The following is a 13817-nucleotide window of genomic DNA, read 5'->3' on the forward strand; positions in this document are numbered from 1 at the left end:
TGCTGAGTACCATCGCGACTAGGGTTCTTGCGCTCTTCTTGGAGAGAAGACACGGATGTATAGGGTCCATTCGGGACTTGGCTGGCTCGGCATCATCGGCGCTGTAGCCTGGATTTCACTTATGGTCGTGATGGCGGCAGGCTGGGGGCCGCCCGGATCAGCGGAATATGAACGGTACGAGACCAACTCGCAGCTTTGGGTGTTCGCTTTCGCCCTCATGGCCTGCGGGTTCATCGGCCTGTTCCTGCGTTACAGAACCGGAGCAGAACCGGCTCTGGGATTCACCACGGCCTTAATAGTTCTCGGGTTTGCGCTCATGATGGCTGGCAACGTGGCCGAGTTCAGATTCTTCAGCCATCTGCCCTATGAGGCGGACAATGCCCGCATGTGGTCCTGGGTGATATTCCTGCTCGGCTTTCTGACAGTCCTAGTGGGATCGCTGCTCCTGGGAGTGTGGACCCGGAGCCAGGAGCATCTTCCCCGATGGGCCGGGTGGTTGTTCCTGCTGGCATTTCCCGCCACATTTGTGGCTGGCGCTGCGGCACTGTACCCCGTTCCGTTATGCCTGGCGACAATCACCGCCGGCATACTGACGGTGCGGCCGAGATCCAGGCCGCACGATGTCTCTGACCCCGCTATAGTGACCGGGCGACCATGACGGCATTCAACGTGCTGGCATCCGCGTTGCCATTTTGCCGGCTCGGCCTGGGTGTGGCCGTCAACCTGGTGTGCCGGCTCGGAGCCTGAGAGAATCCCAGCCGTGACGTATCTCGTCGGCGCAAAGGCTCTGCGGCCAGCCCAAAGTTCAACCAGCCGGAATTCGGTCCAGAGCGGGTAGTGGTCGGAGATGCGCCAGGAGACTTCGTTCCTGGTCAGCCCGGTCATGATGTGCGGGAAAGTCGAAGGAACCGGCGCGCAAGTTGTAGGTCATGCCATCCAGCAGCGGGCTGCCGTCGGGTTCGGAGAACCAGGCGATCTGGTCATAGAAGTTGTTGGCGCCGCTGTCGTCAAAGATGGTCCGCGGCACGGTGTTCAGCTCGGTTGGCGGCCACAAGCCGGTGGCGACGAAGGCTTCGTAGAGCGGGTCACCGATGCGGTCAAGGTTGAAGTCGCCCAGGACCATCAGATTGTGGTTCCAGTCGTTGGGGCGGTCCGCCCACGCCCTCATCCACTGGGCGAAGGCGGTGACCTCGGGGAGGCGCTCGGCGGCGTTCTTGCCCCAGAGGACGTGCACCGAGGCCAAGGTGAATTCTGTGCCGGCTCTGCTGAACCCGGCGAAGTAGGGTGTACGGGCAAACTGCCGGGTCGGGTCGTCCCCGATTGGCGGCAGCACGATCTCTCCGACCAAGCCCGAGGGCTGGACTCGATCCGAGTCGTAGAGGAAGGCGAGCCGTTCCCCGTTGCCGGCGGAACCCTCGGCGACGTCGGAGGCGATCACCCGCCAGTTCGGCCCGAGCCGCTCGAGCAGGAACCGCAGCGCCTTGGTGCTGCGCCGGGCCTCCTGGAGGGCGATGACGTCGAAGCGGGAGATGACCTCGGCGATGCACGCCACCGCATGCCAGTCCCGTTTGGGCGAATCCCTTGGCCCAGACGCCCACTTGGCCGTCAGGTCCCCAAAGGCCCGTACGTTCCAGGTGGCCACCAGCAGATTAGTGTCGCTCCTGGCCGGAATGGTCGTATTAAGGGCGTTGGAGATTCTGTCCAGATCCTGGGTGACGGCAGCTGGCGGAGCGGTAGTCATGGCTCCATCGAATCACCCTGGCTCGCGCCAGCTCCGGTAGGCAGGCCGAAAGCCCCCTTATCTTCGCTTCGAGGTCGCCGAAAGCTATATCCCCGTTCATGGTCCCATCATCCATCGCCGGACCAGAAAGACTAGCCAGACGGTGCAGGCTATCGGTAGCAGCGGGAAGACGAGTTGGCCCGTGCTTATCGCGATGCCAAATGTGATCCAGAGAACGCCCGCAATGACCGCCGCGGAGATCAGCGATTTGCGGGTGACCGGACATGAGGGCAGTTCAATCCCTTCGGCGCGCAGCTGGCGTGTTTCGAGGACGGCCGCCCGGATAAGAGGCACGAAGACGGCGGCCAGCACAGCGGCCACGAGCAGTGAGCGCCACGGCTGTGCAACGCCCACTGCCTCAAAGGCAGGCCCGAGCAGCCCGCCAAGGAGAAGGAACCAGAAGATCACCGCCCAGCCCGCCAGGCGTCTGCGTTTCGGCGGCATGCCCTCGAGCGAATCCGGCGGCCAGGACTGCCACTCGTACTTGTTGGCGTCTTTGCCTGCCCCCGTGGCCATAGCCATAGAGTAGCTCTGTTCCGACTGCTACAGTCTGGCCATGGTCAGGTGGTTTAGACGCAAGGCCCTCAGCAAGGAAGACTTCAGCTTCGCCCGCACCTGGCTGATCGTCTTTGCCATCCTCTACCTCGGCAACGCGGCTCTGACCATCTCCGAGCATCAGTCCGAAAACCGCGTCCCGCTCAGCGCCTGGGGATCCATGGCTATTTCTGTCTTCAGCATCCTGGCCGCGACCTACTACCAGAGGCGTCTGGACCAGGTCCGGGCCATAACAGGGGTCATGCGCGACCCATAGCCTCGGAATACAGCTACGCTACTTCTCATGATCCCGAACCATCAGCAGCTGATCGGACTCCTCGCCCACGCCGATCCGGGATTTGTCGCCGGGGACTTTGCCACCAGGTTCAGGAGCGACTCGGGAGTGGAGGGCGAGACGGGCTCGTTCCGTCACTTCCCTGGGGGATTCTGGGAGATCACCCTCGACGGTGGAGGCCGGTTCCTTCAGGCGCCGTGGGGAATGCGGTTTGAGGAGGACTCCGGTTATTTCGAGGAAGCCCCTGACAGGGGTGGCCTGCCGCCCCGTCGTCCTCCATGGTCACTGGTGTTGCCGCGGTACTCGACCTTCCTGGGCCGGGAGCATGATGACTGGCAGATAGACGCCAGCCGGCCACTGGTGGAGGAGCCCGGATCGCTGATCGCGGCGCTCACAAACTTGGAAGATCCCCGGTTCACGGGAACACTAACGGTCAGCGTTTACACGAACACGATCACGTCGGTCGATCTGGGGCACATGGTGCAGTCGCTCGCCATTGTCCGCAGCGAACCGAACACTGACGACCTGGAAGCTCTGGAGTACATCAAGGCCAGCATCAAAGGCGGCGGAGAATCACCATGGGCTCAGGGATAACCGCAGTCAGACCATAGGGCACAAGGATTGGAGGAGCGCCGTGCCATCAATTGACTTCGAGGCTTTCGAAGTGGACCTGAAGAACGGGCTAGCCGATGTAGGCTCAGTTTCCGTCGAAAAGGATGGCACCGTGGCCATCATCAGTCCTGCCGATAGCGAGGACCAAGAACCTCGATCGTTCACCTTTGCCGACTCCCTGGACCAGATACGGGTCCGTATCATCATCGATGACGCGGCGTGGCGCTCGATGTGGCCCGGTTGGAACCTGGAAAAGGCGTCCATCGCTATGTTTTCGGTCCACGTTGAAGAAGCCATCAACACCGCCCCAAGTTCGGCTACCAGTCTCCGGCTGGTCGAAGGTGGCGTCATCGCCGAATAGCGGCGAGCACGGGCATGAAGGACCATGCAGGTAGATCGGAGTCGTATAGGGTCGGAGCTGATGGCGGAGATAGAGGTGCGTGATGCGTACGCGGGCCGGGCTTCCGAATACAGCTCTCTGTTCGGATCGGTGGACAATGCACACGAGGAGGACCAACGGTTTGTTGCAGGCTGGGCGCGGTCGCTAGTCGGTCCGGTCGTTGATGCAGGCTGCGGCCCCGGTCACTGGAGCGCGTTCCTGAGAAGCCACGGCGCCGACGTCGAAGGCGTCGATCTCGTTCCCTCGTTCATTGAGCAGGCCAGGCTGCGTTTCCCGGAGACGACGTTCCGTGTCGGATCGTTCTCTGAATTGGGTGCCGATGACGGACAGCTCGGCGGGATCCTGGCCTGGTACTCCCTCATCCACCTCCGTCCTGGAGAGGTCCAGCCCGCTTTGGGCGAGTTCGGGCGCTGCATCAGCTTGGGTGGAAGCGTCCTCGTGGGGTTCTTTGAGGGGGCCGACGGTGAGGCGTTCCCCCATGCAGTGACCAAAGCCTACTCTTGGTCCGTTGACGGCATGGCAGCCATGCTTGGCCGCGCCGGATTCGACGTCCTGGAGGTGCACACGCGCACAGATCCTGGCCGTCGTCCTCATGCGGCTATGATCGCCCGCCGAACCAGTGGCGCCGGGAGGTTCGATGACGATTGAGGTTATTGGGCCTCCGGCCGTCGGCAAGACTACGTTTCTTGCCGCACTGGATTCTTCAGTCGCTACAGTTTCAGAACCGCTCCTGGAGCTAAACGAAACGGGCAGGCTCCCTGCTCCAGGCCTGCGACGGCAGAAGGCCGTCCTGCATCACGTCCTTGCACAGCTTCCTCCGCGAGGCCACGGGAGGGTTCTCGTCGATTCCGGTGTCATCTACCTTCTGGCATTTGCCCGGCTGCGCTTCCTTGCTGATCCTGGAATCGTTGACCTTTTTGACGACGCAGCGGCATCGGCCCGTTCGCGTGATCTCGGGTTCTTTGGCGTCGTGGAGCTGAATGCCCCGATGAATGTGTTGGAGAAACACAAAGACTCGGACCAAAGTCGCGCACGAGGTCATTTTCACGAGAATGTGCTTGCCCACGCAGAAATTTCGACCTTGGTAAGGAAGGTCGTCGACGCCATCGATCCGGCATTATTCTTCGCCGTCTCGAACACTAGCGTGCCTGACGAGATGCACGCGGCCTGCTCGTGGGTGCTAAGCCGCTCACGCCAGATTCGCCTCGACGAGGTAATCGCCGCCGCCAAACAGCTGTGGATAGAAGACCCCAAGACAAGAATTGACCGGTCATCCCCCCTCTGTCATGGCTGAGACTAACCGCCCGGCGTCCGGCCGCGCTGCCTGCCTGTTCGCCACCCGGGGACGGCGGTGTCCAGGGCTTCAGCCTTTTGGGTGTCGAGCTCCCCGCGGCGGGCCTTGTACCGCTGGGTGTGCAGCCAGACGCCCAGCTCATGCTCTTCGCCGGTGATGAATGCCTTATGCCGTGGCCAGTCATTGCCTGCTGCCCGGTATGTGGTCAATGCCGTAAGCCGCCCCTGCCACCTGTCCTCGTCGGCCTCTGCACGCGGCTTGCTTTCCCAGCCCGGCAGGACTGCCAGACCATCGCGGAAGGCTGGCGCCAGTGTTCCTGCCCGCGCATCCCCCCGCCTTCGCTGAAGCCAGTCCGCCAGGGTGCGTTCAGAGGTGCTCTCAGCGTTCCGGGACGGGTATCGCCCCGTCTCCTGCACCAGGGCCACCAGCTGCTGCATGCGCTCCAGGCCCTGGGCCGTCACCATGGTTTTCCTGGCGACAGCCGCTTCATGCTCCTGGCGCAGTCCGGGATCCGCAGCGGCCGCGACCCGAAGGTGGTAGCCCACCGTCGAGGCAGGGGCTCGCACGAGTTCTGCGATCCGTGCCTTCGTGAGGCCAGCCCGATACATCAGCACCCACTCCGCATTCGGAGCCGCGTCCCGCCTCGTCTTCGCCACGGGACCCATCCTGCCATCCGTCCCAGCATCCCCTTAGGATGCGCAGGGGCCAGGGTTTAGAGTGGCGCCATATACAGGAAGGTCAGGCATTATCCGTGATCGAACAGAACCTGGAGCCGACGCCCAGAGGCTGGATTGAGAAGGCCTACGACGCAAATGTTTTCACCATGCTGACCGTGGGCCTGCTCGTACTGGTGTTATATCCCTTGAACGACAGAGTGGGGTACTGGCTCTCACTGGTCATTATCGCTTTGGCCGTCGCTGCCATTTCGGTCTTGGTCGCACTGCCTCTCATCCCCATCAAGAAGCGGCGTGCGGCACGGGACGCACAACTCGGGCTGTTTGCATGCGCCCATCGTGAGCTCGGGTCTTCGCTCAAGGGAAGATGGGCGCTTGGATATGCGAAAGCAGAACCACAACGTCTCATGTTCCAAGCGAAGACTGGTGTGATTGGTAATTTGGCCGGCCCTGTCGAAATCTACTCAGAGCCGCGGCCGGTGGGTGAGCTTGTGAAGGCCCCGTGGTCAGCTTTTCCCCGAGGGAAAGTCATCACGCTTGCTACCGATAGGGGGATTGTGGAGTTGGCGGCTTCTCCCGCGAGCCTGGACCTGCTCGCCGAGCGGTGCCTGCGCGATGGCTAGAGCCGGCGAGCAGCTTGAAGGAGATGCACCCCGCGAGTTTCCTCGGCCGGCAGCTCCTGTCACCTTGCGCTCAAGAAGAAGGAGCTGATCTCTCCCCAGACAGCCGGTTCGGAACCGTCCTCCCGCTGGCCAACCTCGGGCGCAACCGTCGACGGCGCGGGCTCGGGGCCCTCAAATGCCGGCCTGGGCCCGACGGACGGCACCCGCTTTCGACTGATCGACGCCGCCTGCCGACACATCTCCAGAGTCTCGTCCGGCGCAGGTGCCGCCCAGGAAGGAGCGCCCTGAAGTGACGATTCCAAGTCGAGCTGAGCCGTCTTGGGATCTTTCAAGTCGCTCCAGATCAGGAGGCCACAGTGCTGCCCTGTCCTCGGGCCCTGCCAGCCAAATGCGAAGCCCCAGATCCAGGGAGTGCACGGCGGTCTTTGGCTGCTTGTGCAGGATGGCCGAGGCCGCATACAGGAGCCACGTGTCGGGAAGCGACCCGCCACCGCCCCAGCCGACCCAACTCCTGGTCCAGTCGTAAATCTCCCGCCAATCCTGATTGCCGACGCCACGAAGTGATTGACGCGGCATTCCTCACCCCAACGGCCTACGTCGCCCCCGGGCACTTTCGCTGCGTCAAACGTCATGGAGAGCAGTCTGCCAGACGACAGACAGGCATCGGTGGGGCATGGCGGACGTGTGGTGCAGAGACCCAGGAATTTCACTGCAGATCATGGCGCTGGCGCTTGAGGCTTGTCCTCGAGCTCGGCAATGAGTCCATTGATCCCGGCGCGCCGGCGCCGTACCCAGATCGGGTACCAGACGGCTGCTCCCAAGAAGCCGGCCGAGATAAACACGCCGAACCACGGATGTGCCGGATCATCGAAGATGAGGAAGATCCCCATGGCAGTGAACAGGCCGAAGAAGAGCGGTCCGCCCCAGGCCCAGTGCCTCTCCTGCCGGACGATCTTCTGCAACTCGGGGACCCACTGTTCGGCAGTGGCATGTTCCGGGAGCTGGCCACTGGAAATGGCCTGCTGAATCCGGGGCGTGCTGACCGTCCCTTCGGGCTTCCTACTATCTCTGGCCTGCCGCCAGCGGTTGATCCAGATGGCGAAGCAGCCGAGGCCCACTCCGATGATGGCCGTGAGGGCGGCCTTCTCGGGCACGATCTCCTCGCCCTTGAGGAGATCCATGCCCAGAATCAGGGCGGTGTACACGACGGCGATCGCAACGACGATCAGCCAGTTAGGCGAACGCCGCACCAGCGCCCGCCAGCCATCTTCCTTATTGACGCTCATGATCCTGGTCCCCAGGGGAGAGTGCTGAACATCAGGGCAGCCCCAGCCAGGCTGAACACCGCCGCGGACAGCATCGCGAACCGGAACCTGGCCGCGGCCAACGGGGCTTCCCCCGTGGACTGGCCGCCTTGCGTCCGCCGTATGGCCACCCCGACAAAGGAGCACGCAGCAGCCAGGACGAAGCAGGCAACGGCCGCCAGATAGACATTGGGTCCCATATTGCCAGCCCGCCCGTCCCCAAATAGTCCCAGTCTCTTGTTGTACCTGAGGATCCAGCAATCAGCCGTCGCTGTCCATCCTCGCCCTGAGGGCCGGTAGAGTCGGCATCAACGACTGGGGACCAGGGGAGTAGATGCCGAAGCGCTTCAGCGGCTGGTTCGTTTTGACCCGAAGCGAACGAGAGTTCTCGTGAACGGCACGACTGATTTGTCCCAGGCCGCTATCTGCATGAGACTCGGTGCGGTTCCGCTGCCTCCAGGCGAGAAGATGAAGGTCGGGATCTCCCGCAACGCACACGGGGGGGGGCGCTTCCCGTGCACGGACTCCGCCACACGCCTGTCGGCGACACGACGGGCTGGTACATCTGGGCACTTTGTTAAACGCAGGCACGGGTATCTAGGCATACCCGTCCGACCGATTTTCCTCATCGGCGTCCCAAGTAAGGTCTGCCCCCTCGCGGATCCGGAAGGCTTCGATTCTTGCGTCGGCTACGAGCAACGCGAAATGCTCGATCGGTTTCCGCCGTATCCGCTACTGTTCACACATGAACCCGACGCCGAAGAATAGGGTGCGGACCGTTTGGATCGTCATCCTTCTGACGGTCTCAGTAGCGGCCGTCGGACTTGCCGCAATCGTCATCGCGCAACCGGCCTGGAAGGGAACTGACCCAAGAGCCCCCGCACCGACGGCGACAGCCTTCGCTTCCACGCCCAGTCCAACAATCACACCATCGACGACGTTGCCGGTTGCGACTGTCACCGTCACCGCCCCCGCGCCGCCTCCGGTATCGGTGGCTCCCGTCGCTGCACCTGGACTCTTGGCGGACATCCAAGCGGCCCAAAGGGTCACAGACAAATTCTGGGCCAGGCACTGGAGCGAATACTTTCCCGGCCGTTACACGCCGCCCCACGTTATCGGCACATACGACGGGACGTCGCCGGATGCCCCTTACTGCGACGCGGAGCAACTGCCGGCTGAAAACGCCTCCTACTGCCGCCCTGACGATTCCATTGCATGGGATGTAAGCCTGATGAGCGACGGCTACGCAAAGGGGGACTCGTGGCCCTATCTCGTGATTGCGCATGAATGGGGCCACGCGGTACAAGCCCGACTTGGCAGATTCGTTACTGCAGTCGCTGAGGAATTGCAGGCCGATTGCTTGGCTGGAGCCGTGCTCTTCGGCGCAGCCGCAGACGGAGACCTCATTCTTGAAACCGGAGATCAGAAGGAACTCGCCAGCGCACTAAGCACGTTGGCAGACGAAACCTCGTGGACACGAAGCGCCGATCATGGTGACCCCTTTGAGCGGATTGGTGCTTTTGATCTGGGCAGGCTTCACGGTGTCCTCGCCTGCTTTCCCGACCTCAAGCCAGCACAGTTCGGTGGTTCCACGCGCTACCAAAGCGGGGTTTCCGTGTCAGTTACCAGGGCAGGATTTAGGGAGCTCACGCCCAATCCTGAGACAACGGGCCAAGGTGCGGTTTTTCAAATCACGGTGTACAACGGGAGCCCAGCCCCACTGAATGCTTCACATATGTCCAAGCCCGTAATCAAGTTCGGCGAAACTGGGATCGTGGGGCAGCTCGTTCCCGACCCAGATGGCCTCCTGGGGCCTAGTAACTTGGGCACGATTGGTCCAAGTGAGACGCGAAGCATTTATGTAGGGGCTGCTGTCCCGAAGGGTCAGGACGGTCAACAAGTCCGGATCACTATTCCTGGCCCGAACCCGGAAACGGATTTTTCTGCGGCGTTCGAGGGCCAATGGTAGATCCCTGCACTTGTGCGAAACCGAGGAAGGCTTGGACTCCGCACTCGATCAACGGGAAGACTGGGTGCTGGTGCCGATGGATCAGGACTCGCTGGACGGCTTGTTCGCAGGCCGTCGAGCGGTGCCGTTGCAGCTCGACGCAATTGTGCCAGCCCAAGGCAGGCACCACTAGTAGCAGCCGGTGCGACATCAGTGGGCCCAGTAATATAGCTCGCTGACCGTCGTAGGGATGGGCGTGCTGACACTTCGAGTCGGGAAAAGAGACTGCTCCGGATAAGTCAAACTGCTTCCAGCAACGAAAAGAGAAGTGCTTATCTCTATCGATTCACGAAGCGGCGCGGTCGGAGCCATGGCATGAAAGACGCAGGCAGGCTGCCGCGGGAGACCGTGGCAAGGCTGGCATCCGCCGTTGATGCCGGGATGCCAGGGACGGTGAACGTCCTGGCAGGGCTGGTCGCGGTGCCCGGCATCGCCTGGCCCGACTTCGACCCGAGTGCCCTGGAGCAAAGTGCGGGAAACGTCCGGAAGCTGCTCCAAGAGTCAGGTTTTGCTGACGCGGAAATCATCCGCGCCACCGACCCGGCAGGTGTACCGGGGGCACCCGGGGTCTTCGCCGCCAGGCCTGCCGCACCCGGCATGCCCACGGTGCTGCTCTACGCCCACCACGACGTCCAGCCGCCTGGCCCGGCCGGGGAATGGGAGAGAGACCCGTTTGTGGCTGTGGTGAGGGATGGACGCCTGTGGGGGCGGGGCTCGGCCGATGACAAAGCCGGAATCCTCATGCATGTTGCTGCTGTACGGGCCTTGGACGCAGTCCTGGGACCGGGCCACGGCATGGGCCTTACCTTCTTCATCGGAGGAGAGGAGGAATCGGGGTCGCCCACGCTGCCTGCCCTCCTTGCACAGCACAAGCCGCGCTTCCAGACAGAGGCAGCCATCGTTGCTGACGCGGGCAGCTGGAAAATCGGAACTCCTGCGCTCACTACCAGCCTGAGAGGACTGGTCGACGGGACCATCGAGGTGCGAACCCTGGATCATGCGCTGCATTCCGGGAGCTTCGGCGGCCCCGCCCTCGATGCCCCCACCGTCCTTGCCCGCCTGATGGCCACGTTCCACCACGAAGACGGTTCGGTCGCGGTGGAAGGCCTCGTCACGGCAAGCACCGAAGGTCCGGATTTCTCCGAGGAGGATTTCCGGCGTGATGCCGGTGTCCCGGATCACATTCAGCTGGCCGGCACAGGAAAGATCAGCTCCCGGCTGTGGAGCAAGCCCGCGTTGTCCTTCGTCGGAGTCGATGCCCCGCCCATAGCAACAGCCCCGAACACCCTGATTCCAACGGCTGCCGCTAAATTCAGCCTCCGGATTCCGCCAGGTAATGACCCGGACGAGGCCATGGAAGCGGTCCGCCGGCACACCCTGAAGCACGCCCCCTTTGGCGCCGAAGTGACATTTACTCCGGGCACAAAGACCAAGCCCTTCGCGGTGGCGCCGCGCGACCGAATGGCGCAGACAGCCCTGTGGGCACTCGGGGCGGCCTGGGGAGCAGAGGCGGTGACCAGAGGCACTGGCGGGTCGGTCCCGTTCGTGGCCGAACTGAGCCGGCACCATCCCCGCTCCTCCATCCTGCTGACGGGACCCAGAGACCCCGATTCGCGTGCGCATGGAGCCAACGAATCCGTTCACTTGGGCGAACTGCGAAACGCGATCCTTGCCGAAGCCCTGTTTCTCGCCGCCCTCTGCCAGAGTCCCCGGATGGCGCAGGCTCACCGTCCCGTCCACACCTACGGGCAGACTTGAAGCAACCTTCTCCATTTCCTTGCGAGCTCGATCGATGATCCGACCCGCGGCGTGCTTCGGGACAAGTCCCGCTCCTAGGTGCTCGGCTTACGACAGCTTCCCTAAAGCCGTCCACCCTCGGCCTGTACGATGGCTGACGGGGTTGCCCTTCGGAGTGGTGTGCTGGACAGTGCACTGCTGGAAAGAAGGGTGGCCCTTCCTGTTGGGCAGCAGTTGGACGACCTGGAGAGTGGATGATGACCGACGACGGCTTGAACGGGATCCTGCCGGCTGTGAAGTACCGGGTGCCGACCAAGCACATCAGCACCATCGGCTCGACCGCCGTGTTCGTCCTGCCGTCACAGTTCGCCGGCTACATGAAGCTGGCCGGTGTCGGCCAGCGCTCGGCGCTTCGTGATGCAGGCTTGAATGAGGTAGGTAAGGCCACCAGTCTCCAAGTCATCCAGGATGTAACGACCATCTACGTGGACCTCGCACCGGGATGCTCGGTTCCCGATGGGCATCTTCAGACCAGCTTCAAGATCAGTAGGGGGCGGTCCGCGTCCGCCTACTACGTGCTCAGAGCATCTACCCGGAAATGCGACAGCGCCGATAGCAGTCAGCCCGAGCCGGGGGCCCGTGACGGTGTTCCTCGGAGGCAGGGTACTCCCACGGCCGTAAGCTTGACGGGATCCGGGAGGCAAATGACTGAAACGAAGGCAGGGCATGAATAACGGCAACTCGGGCGAACTGAGCCTCGGAGACCTCTTCCGGGCTTCTGGGCTGGCGCCAGATGACCTGCAGGTCATCCGGCACACGCTCAAACCTGATGGGTTGAAAACGCGGGCGGATGCGATGGGACGTAACCTGCTGCCGTACGTGCGGGAACAGGGCATCCGCAACAGTAAGCTACCTGCGACTCCTCCGAGGATCTGGCTGAACTTCCTCGCCACGACCGGCCGGCGCGCACGGTTCATCACCGCGCACGAGAACCACGGCGAAGTCCTGGCAGAGCGCACCGACATTCGACGCTTCTTCGATCTGCGGCCCACCCTCGTGTTCGCAGCTCTGGCGGACCGGCTGGTGATCGAGTGGACGAAGGACACGGTGAACTGGGCCAAGACGGGTGACCAGGCAACCGCCATGACGGTTGTCGAGATCTCCGACCCGTCCAGCGTTCCGTTCCCGGGATTCGACTCGCTCCTTGTCAGCTTCGACGAACTCCAGGCCGTCATCACCGACGACCGCTACGGGCAGTGGCGGACGGCCCTCAGCTCCGTACAGGGCATCTACCTCATCGCCGACATCAGCAACGGCAGGCTGTACGTGGGAAAGGCCGATGGCGCCGAGCGCTTCCTGGGCCGCTGGAGCGAGTACGCCAGGAATGGCCACGGCGGCAACGTCGCGCTCCGGGAACTGGCTGCCGCCGACGCCCGGCACCGGCAGCATTTCCAGTTCAGTATCCTGCAGGTCTTCTCGCCGAGCGCACCGACCGCGCAGGTCGATGCAGCCGAGGCCCATTTCAAGAGGGCACTCCTCACCCGGCAGTTCGGCATGAACCTGAACTAGCGGCTCAGCCCGTCACCCGAAGACGCTGTCCCCATGCCGGTGGGCCACGTCCTAGTCGCCGTCTTCGCGGATTGTCTCGGGTTGGGGGTGTTGATTCTGCAGAAGTGTGGCCGGTGCCGGTCCCAACAATCCCAGCTCATATGCCCTTTGGACGGCCATTAGACGGTCGCAGACGTCCAGCTTGCGGTATATGTGTTCCAAGTGCTTTTCTACGGTGCGAGGGGATATGCTGAGCCGCCTCGCCAGGCTCTCTGCGGTTAGCCCCTTGCTAAGCAGAGCCAAAATTGCCGTCTCCCGAAGCGTCAAACGGTATTCAGAAGTTTGCACGGAAGCTTCCGCACTGGTCGGGGCAAGCTCAAGGTGCAGTGCGAGGCCGGTCAGGATTGGTTGCAGCAGTCTGGCCACGTCAAGCTCTTGCTCGGTGAAGTCACGGTCAGGGCGGGAGATTACGTATGCGTGTTGGCCGCTTCCGCCTATCTGTATCGGTATGGACAACTCGTTAGTCGCGCCCCAGGGCCGGACGACCTCATCCCATGCCCCCTTTAGCCTGCTGTTGGCTACTGCATTAGGAATACGTCCAAGGGACTGCGGTTCTGTCTGCCCTGTCACTGCATACCAGCGCAGTAGCGGTTGCCGCGTCGCATCGGGGGTAAAGTCCCCGGGCGGTACATCGGGAAGATAATCCCGGGGCCAACTAGACACCATGTGATCCACCCATTCAGTGCTCACATAGTTGCGCGTAGAGCACGCGCCGTTGAATGATTGCAGAAGGAGATCCAGGAGCTGCCCGTCGCACGGTCTGCACATACCAGGCGCTTGTTGAAGGATTTCTCCAACCAGCTCCAGCCACATGCGGTACTGCGCGTCATTACCGGCCACGCCTGAATTTTAGATCTGGATGGGCTAGGGCGACACAAGAAAATGCTTTCCTGCGGCTGACAACCACTCCGTGTACGTATAAGTACGTATGGGGCCTGCTGCCCTTCT

18 protein-coding genes are annotated in these 13817 nt (G+C 62.5%); 12 read left to right on the forward strand and 6 right to left on the reverse strand.

Annotated elements, in window-relative coordinates:
- Window positions 1-55: 55 nt before the first annotated feature.
- On the forward strand, window positions 56-658 hold the full coding sequence (locus tag AC3A3W_RS10465) for a hypothetical protein (RefSeq protein ID WP_487442552.1): 603 nt from the start codon (window positions 56-58) through the stop codon (window positions 656-658).
- Between the two features lie 147 nt (window positions 659-805).
- Here AC3A3W_RS10465 and AC3A3W_RS10470 read toward each other — a convergent pair whose 3' ends face one another.
- Together AC3A3W_RS10470 and AC3A3W_RS10475 are read right to left on the reverse strand one after the other, a co-directional pair.
- Window positions 806-1741: an endonuclease/exonuclease/phosphatase family protein gene (locus AC3A3W_RS10470; RefSeq protein ID WP_487442554.1), complete on the reverse strand. Its 936-nt coding sequence runs from the start codon at window positions 1739-1741 to the stop codon at window positions 806-808.
- 96 nt (window positions 1742-1837) lie between these two features.
- Window positions 1838-2302, reverse strand: a complete 465-nt coding sequence (locus tag AC3A3W_RS10475; RefSeq protein WP_487442556.1) for a hypothetical protein — start codon at window positions 2300-2302, stop codon at window positions 1838-1840.
- Window positions 2303-2336: 34 nt separating this feature from the next.
- On the opposite strand from AC3A3W_RS10475, the gene AC3A3W_RS10480 reads away from it, so the two are divergent.
- Genes AC3A3W_RS10480 through AC3A3W_RS10500 form a run of 5 tightly spaced genes read left to right on the forward strand, consistent with a single transcriptional unit; the run spans window position 2337 to window position 4915 of the window.
- Window positions 2337-2591, forward strand: a complete 255-nt coding sequence (locus AC3A3W_RS10480) for a hypothetical protein (RefSeq protein ID WP_487442558.1) — start codon at window positions 2337-2339, stop codon at window positions 2589-2591.
- Window positions 2592-2618: 27 nt separating this feature from the next.
- A complete protein-coding gene (locus AC3A3W_RS10485) occupies window positions 2619-3203 on the forward strand; it encodes a hypothetical protein (protein ID WP_487442560.1) in 585 nt (194 codons plus the stop codon).
- A gap of 40 nt (window positions 3204-3243) precedes the next feature.
- Window positions 3244-3582, forward strand: a complete 339-nt coding sequence (locus tag AC3A3W_RS10490) for a hypothetical protein (RefSeq protein WP_487442562.1) — start codon at window positions 3244-3246, stop codon at window positions 3580-3582.
- A 60-nt stretch (window positions 3583-3642) separates the two neighbouring features.
- Window positions 3643-4269: a class I SAM-dependent DNA methyltransferase gene (locus AC3A3W_RS10495; protein WP_487442564.1), complete on the forward strand. Its 627-nt coding sequence runs from the start codon at window positions 3643-3645 to the stop codon at window positions 4267-4269.
- Window positions 4259-4915 (forward strand): hypothetical protein, encoded by a 657-nt coding sequence (locus AC3A3W_RS10500; RefSeq protein WP_487442565.1) that lies wholly within the window; start codon window positions 4259-4261, stop codon window positions 4913-4915. Before AC3A3W_RS10495 ends, AC3A3W_RS10500 begins: the two co-directional genes overlap by 11 nt.
- 2 nt (window positions 4916-4917) lie before the next feature.
- Here the strand turns inward: AC3A3W_RS10500 and AC3A3W_RS10505 are convergent, their stop codons facing one another.
- Window positions 4918-5571: a helicase associated domain-containing protein gene (locus AC3A3W_RS10505; protein WP_487442566.1), complete on the reverse strand. Its 654-nt coding sequence runs from the start codon at window positions 5569-5571 to the stop codon at window positions 4918-4920.
- 95 nt (window positions 5572-5666) lie between these two features.
- Between AC3A3W_RS10505 and AC3A3W_RS10510 the strand changes: the two genes are divergently transcribed.
- Complete coding sequence (locus tag AC3A3W_RS10510) at window positions 5667-6212, forward strand: hypothetical protein (RefSeq protein ID WP_487442568.1); 546 nt, start codon at window positions 5667-5669, stop codon at window positions 6210-6212.
- Window positions 6213-6928: 716 nt separating this feature from the next.
- Here the strand turns inward: AC3A3W_RS10510 and AC3A3W_RS10515 are convergent.
- The gene (locus tag AC3A3W_RS10515) at window positions 6929-7498 is read right to left on the reverse strand and encodes a hypothetical protein (protein WP_487442570.1); all 570 of its coding nucleotides are present in this window, start codon (window positions 7496-7498) and stop codon (window positions 6929-6931) included.
- A 443-nt stretch (window positions 7499-7941) separates the two neighbouring features.
- Between AC3A3W_RS10515 and AC3A3W_RS10520 the strand changes: the two genes are divergently transcribed.
- Window positions 7942-8097, forward strand: a complete 156-nt coding sequence (locus AC3A3W_RS10520) for an immunity protein Imm33 domain-containing protein (RefSeq protein ID WP_487442611.1) — start codon at window positions 7942-7944, stop codon at window positions 8095-8097.
- Between the two features lie 151 nt (window positions 8098-8248).
- On the opposite strand, the gene AC3A3W_RS10525 is transcribed toward AC3A3W_RS10520, so the two are convergent.
- Window positions 8249-8566, reverse strand: coding sequence for a hypothetical protein (locus AC3A3W_RS10525; RefSeq protein ID WP_487442571.1), 318 nt, complete (start codon window positions 8564-8566; stop codon window positions 8249-8251).
- A 181-nt stretch (window positions 8567-8747) separates the two neighbouring features.
- Here AC3A3W_RS10525 and AC3A3W_RS10530 point away from each other — a divergent pair, with 181 nt between their 5' ends.
- The 4 genes from AC3A3W_RS10530 (at window position 8748) to AC3A3W_RS10545 (ending at window position 12830) form a co-directional block, all read left to right on the forward strand.
- Window positions 8748-9485, forward strand: a complete 738-nt coding sequence (locus tag AC3A3W_RS10530; RefSeq protein WP_487442573.1) for a hypothetical protein — start codon at window positions 8748-8750, stop codon at window positions 9483-9485.
- Between the two features lie 354 nt (window positions 9486-9839).
- Window positions 9840-11282 carry a M20/M25/M40 family metallo-hydrolase gene (locus tag AC3A3W_RS10535; protein WP_487442575.1) on the forward strand — a complete coding sequence of 481 codons (1443 nt, stop codon included), beginning with the start codon at window positions 9840-9842 and terminating at the stop codon, window positions 11280-11282.
- Window positions 11283-11515: 233 nt separating this feature from the next.
- Window positions 11516-11995 (forward strand): hypothetical protein, encoded by a 480-nt coding sequence (locus AC3A3W_RS10540; protein ID WP_487442576.1) that lies wholly within the window; start codon window positions 11516-11518, stop codon window positions 11993-11995.
- Window positions 11988-12830, forward strand: a complete 843-nt coding sequence (locus tag AC3A3W_RS10545; protein ID WP_487442578.1) for a GIY-YIG nuclease family protein — start codon at window positions 11988-11990, stop codon at window positions 12828-12830. Before AC3A3W_RS10540 ends, AC3A3W_RS10545 begins: the two co-directional genes overlap by 8 nt.
- Window positions 12831-12881: 51 nt before the next feature.
- Here the strand turns inward: AC3A3W_RS10545 and AC3A3W_RS10550 are convergent, their stop codons facing one another.
- Window positions 12882-13682 (reverse strand): response regulator transcription factor, encoded by an 801-nt coding sequence (locus AC3A3W_RS10550; protein WP_487442613.1) that lies wholly within the window; start codon window positions 13680-13682, stop codon window positions 12882-12884.
- Between the last annotated feature and the right edge of the window lie 135 nt (window positions 13683-13817).

It is taken from the genome of Arthrobacter sp. Soil_N43 (genome assembly GCF_057655195.1).

Coding starts and splice junctions, on each gene's coding strand:
- AC3A3W_RS10465 (WP_487442552.1), top strand. CDS start 56: ATGTATAGGGTCCATTCGGGACTTGGCTGGCTCGGCATCATCGGCGCT.
- AC3A3W_RS10470 (WP_487442554.1), bottom strand. CDS start 1,741: ATGACTACCGCTCCGCCAGCTGCCGTCACCCAGGATCTGGACAGAATC.
- AC3A3W_RS10475 (WP_487442556.1), bottom strand. CDS start 2,302: ATGGCTATGGCCACGGGGGCAGGCAAAGACGCCAACAAGTACGAGTGG.
- AC3A3W_RS10480 (WP_487442558.1), top strand. CDS start 2,337: ATGGTCAGGTGGTTTAGACGCAAGGCCCTCAGCAAGGAAGACTTCAGC.
- AC3A3W_RS10485 (WP_487442560.1), top strand. CDS start 2,619: ATGATCCCGAACCATCAGCAGCTGATCGGACTCCTCGCCCACGCCGAT.
- AC3A3W_RS10495 (WP_487442564.1), top strand. CDS start 3,643: ATGGCGGAGATAGAGGTGCGTGATGCGTACGCGGGCCGGGCTTCCGAA.
- AC3A3W_RS10500 (WP_487442565.1), top strand. CDS start 4,259: ATGACGATTGAGGTTATTGGGCCTCCGGCCGTCGGCAAGACTACGTTT.
- AC3A3W_RS10515 (WP_487442570.1), bottom strand. CDS start 7,498: ATGAGCGTCAATAAGGAAGATGGCTGGCGGGCGCTGGTGCGGCGTTCG.
- AC3A3W_RS10530 (WP_487442573.1), top strand. CDS start 8,748: ATGAGCGACGGCTACGCAAAGGGGGACTCGTGGCCCTATCTCGTGATT.
- AC3A3W_RS10535 (WP_487442575.1), top strand. CDS start 9,840: ATGAAAGACGCAGGCAGGCTGCCGCGGGAGACCGTGGCAAGGCTGGCA.
- AC3A3W_RS10540 (WP_487442576.1), top strand. CDS start 11,516: ATGATGACCGACGACGGCTTGAACGGGATCCTGCCGGCTGTGAAGTAC.
- AC3A3W_RS10545 (WP_487442578.1), top strand. CDS start 11,988: ATGAATAACGGCAACTCGGGCGAACTGAGCCTCGGAGACCTCTTCCGG.
- AC3A3W_RS10550 (WP_487442613.1), bottom strand. CDS start 13,682: ATGTGGCTGGAGCTGGTTGGAGAAATCCTTCAACAAGCGCCTGGTATG.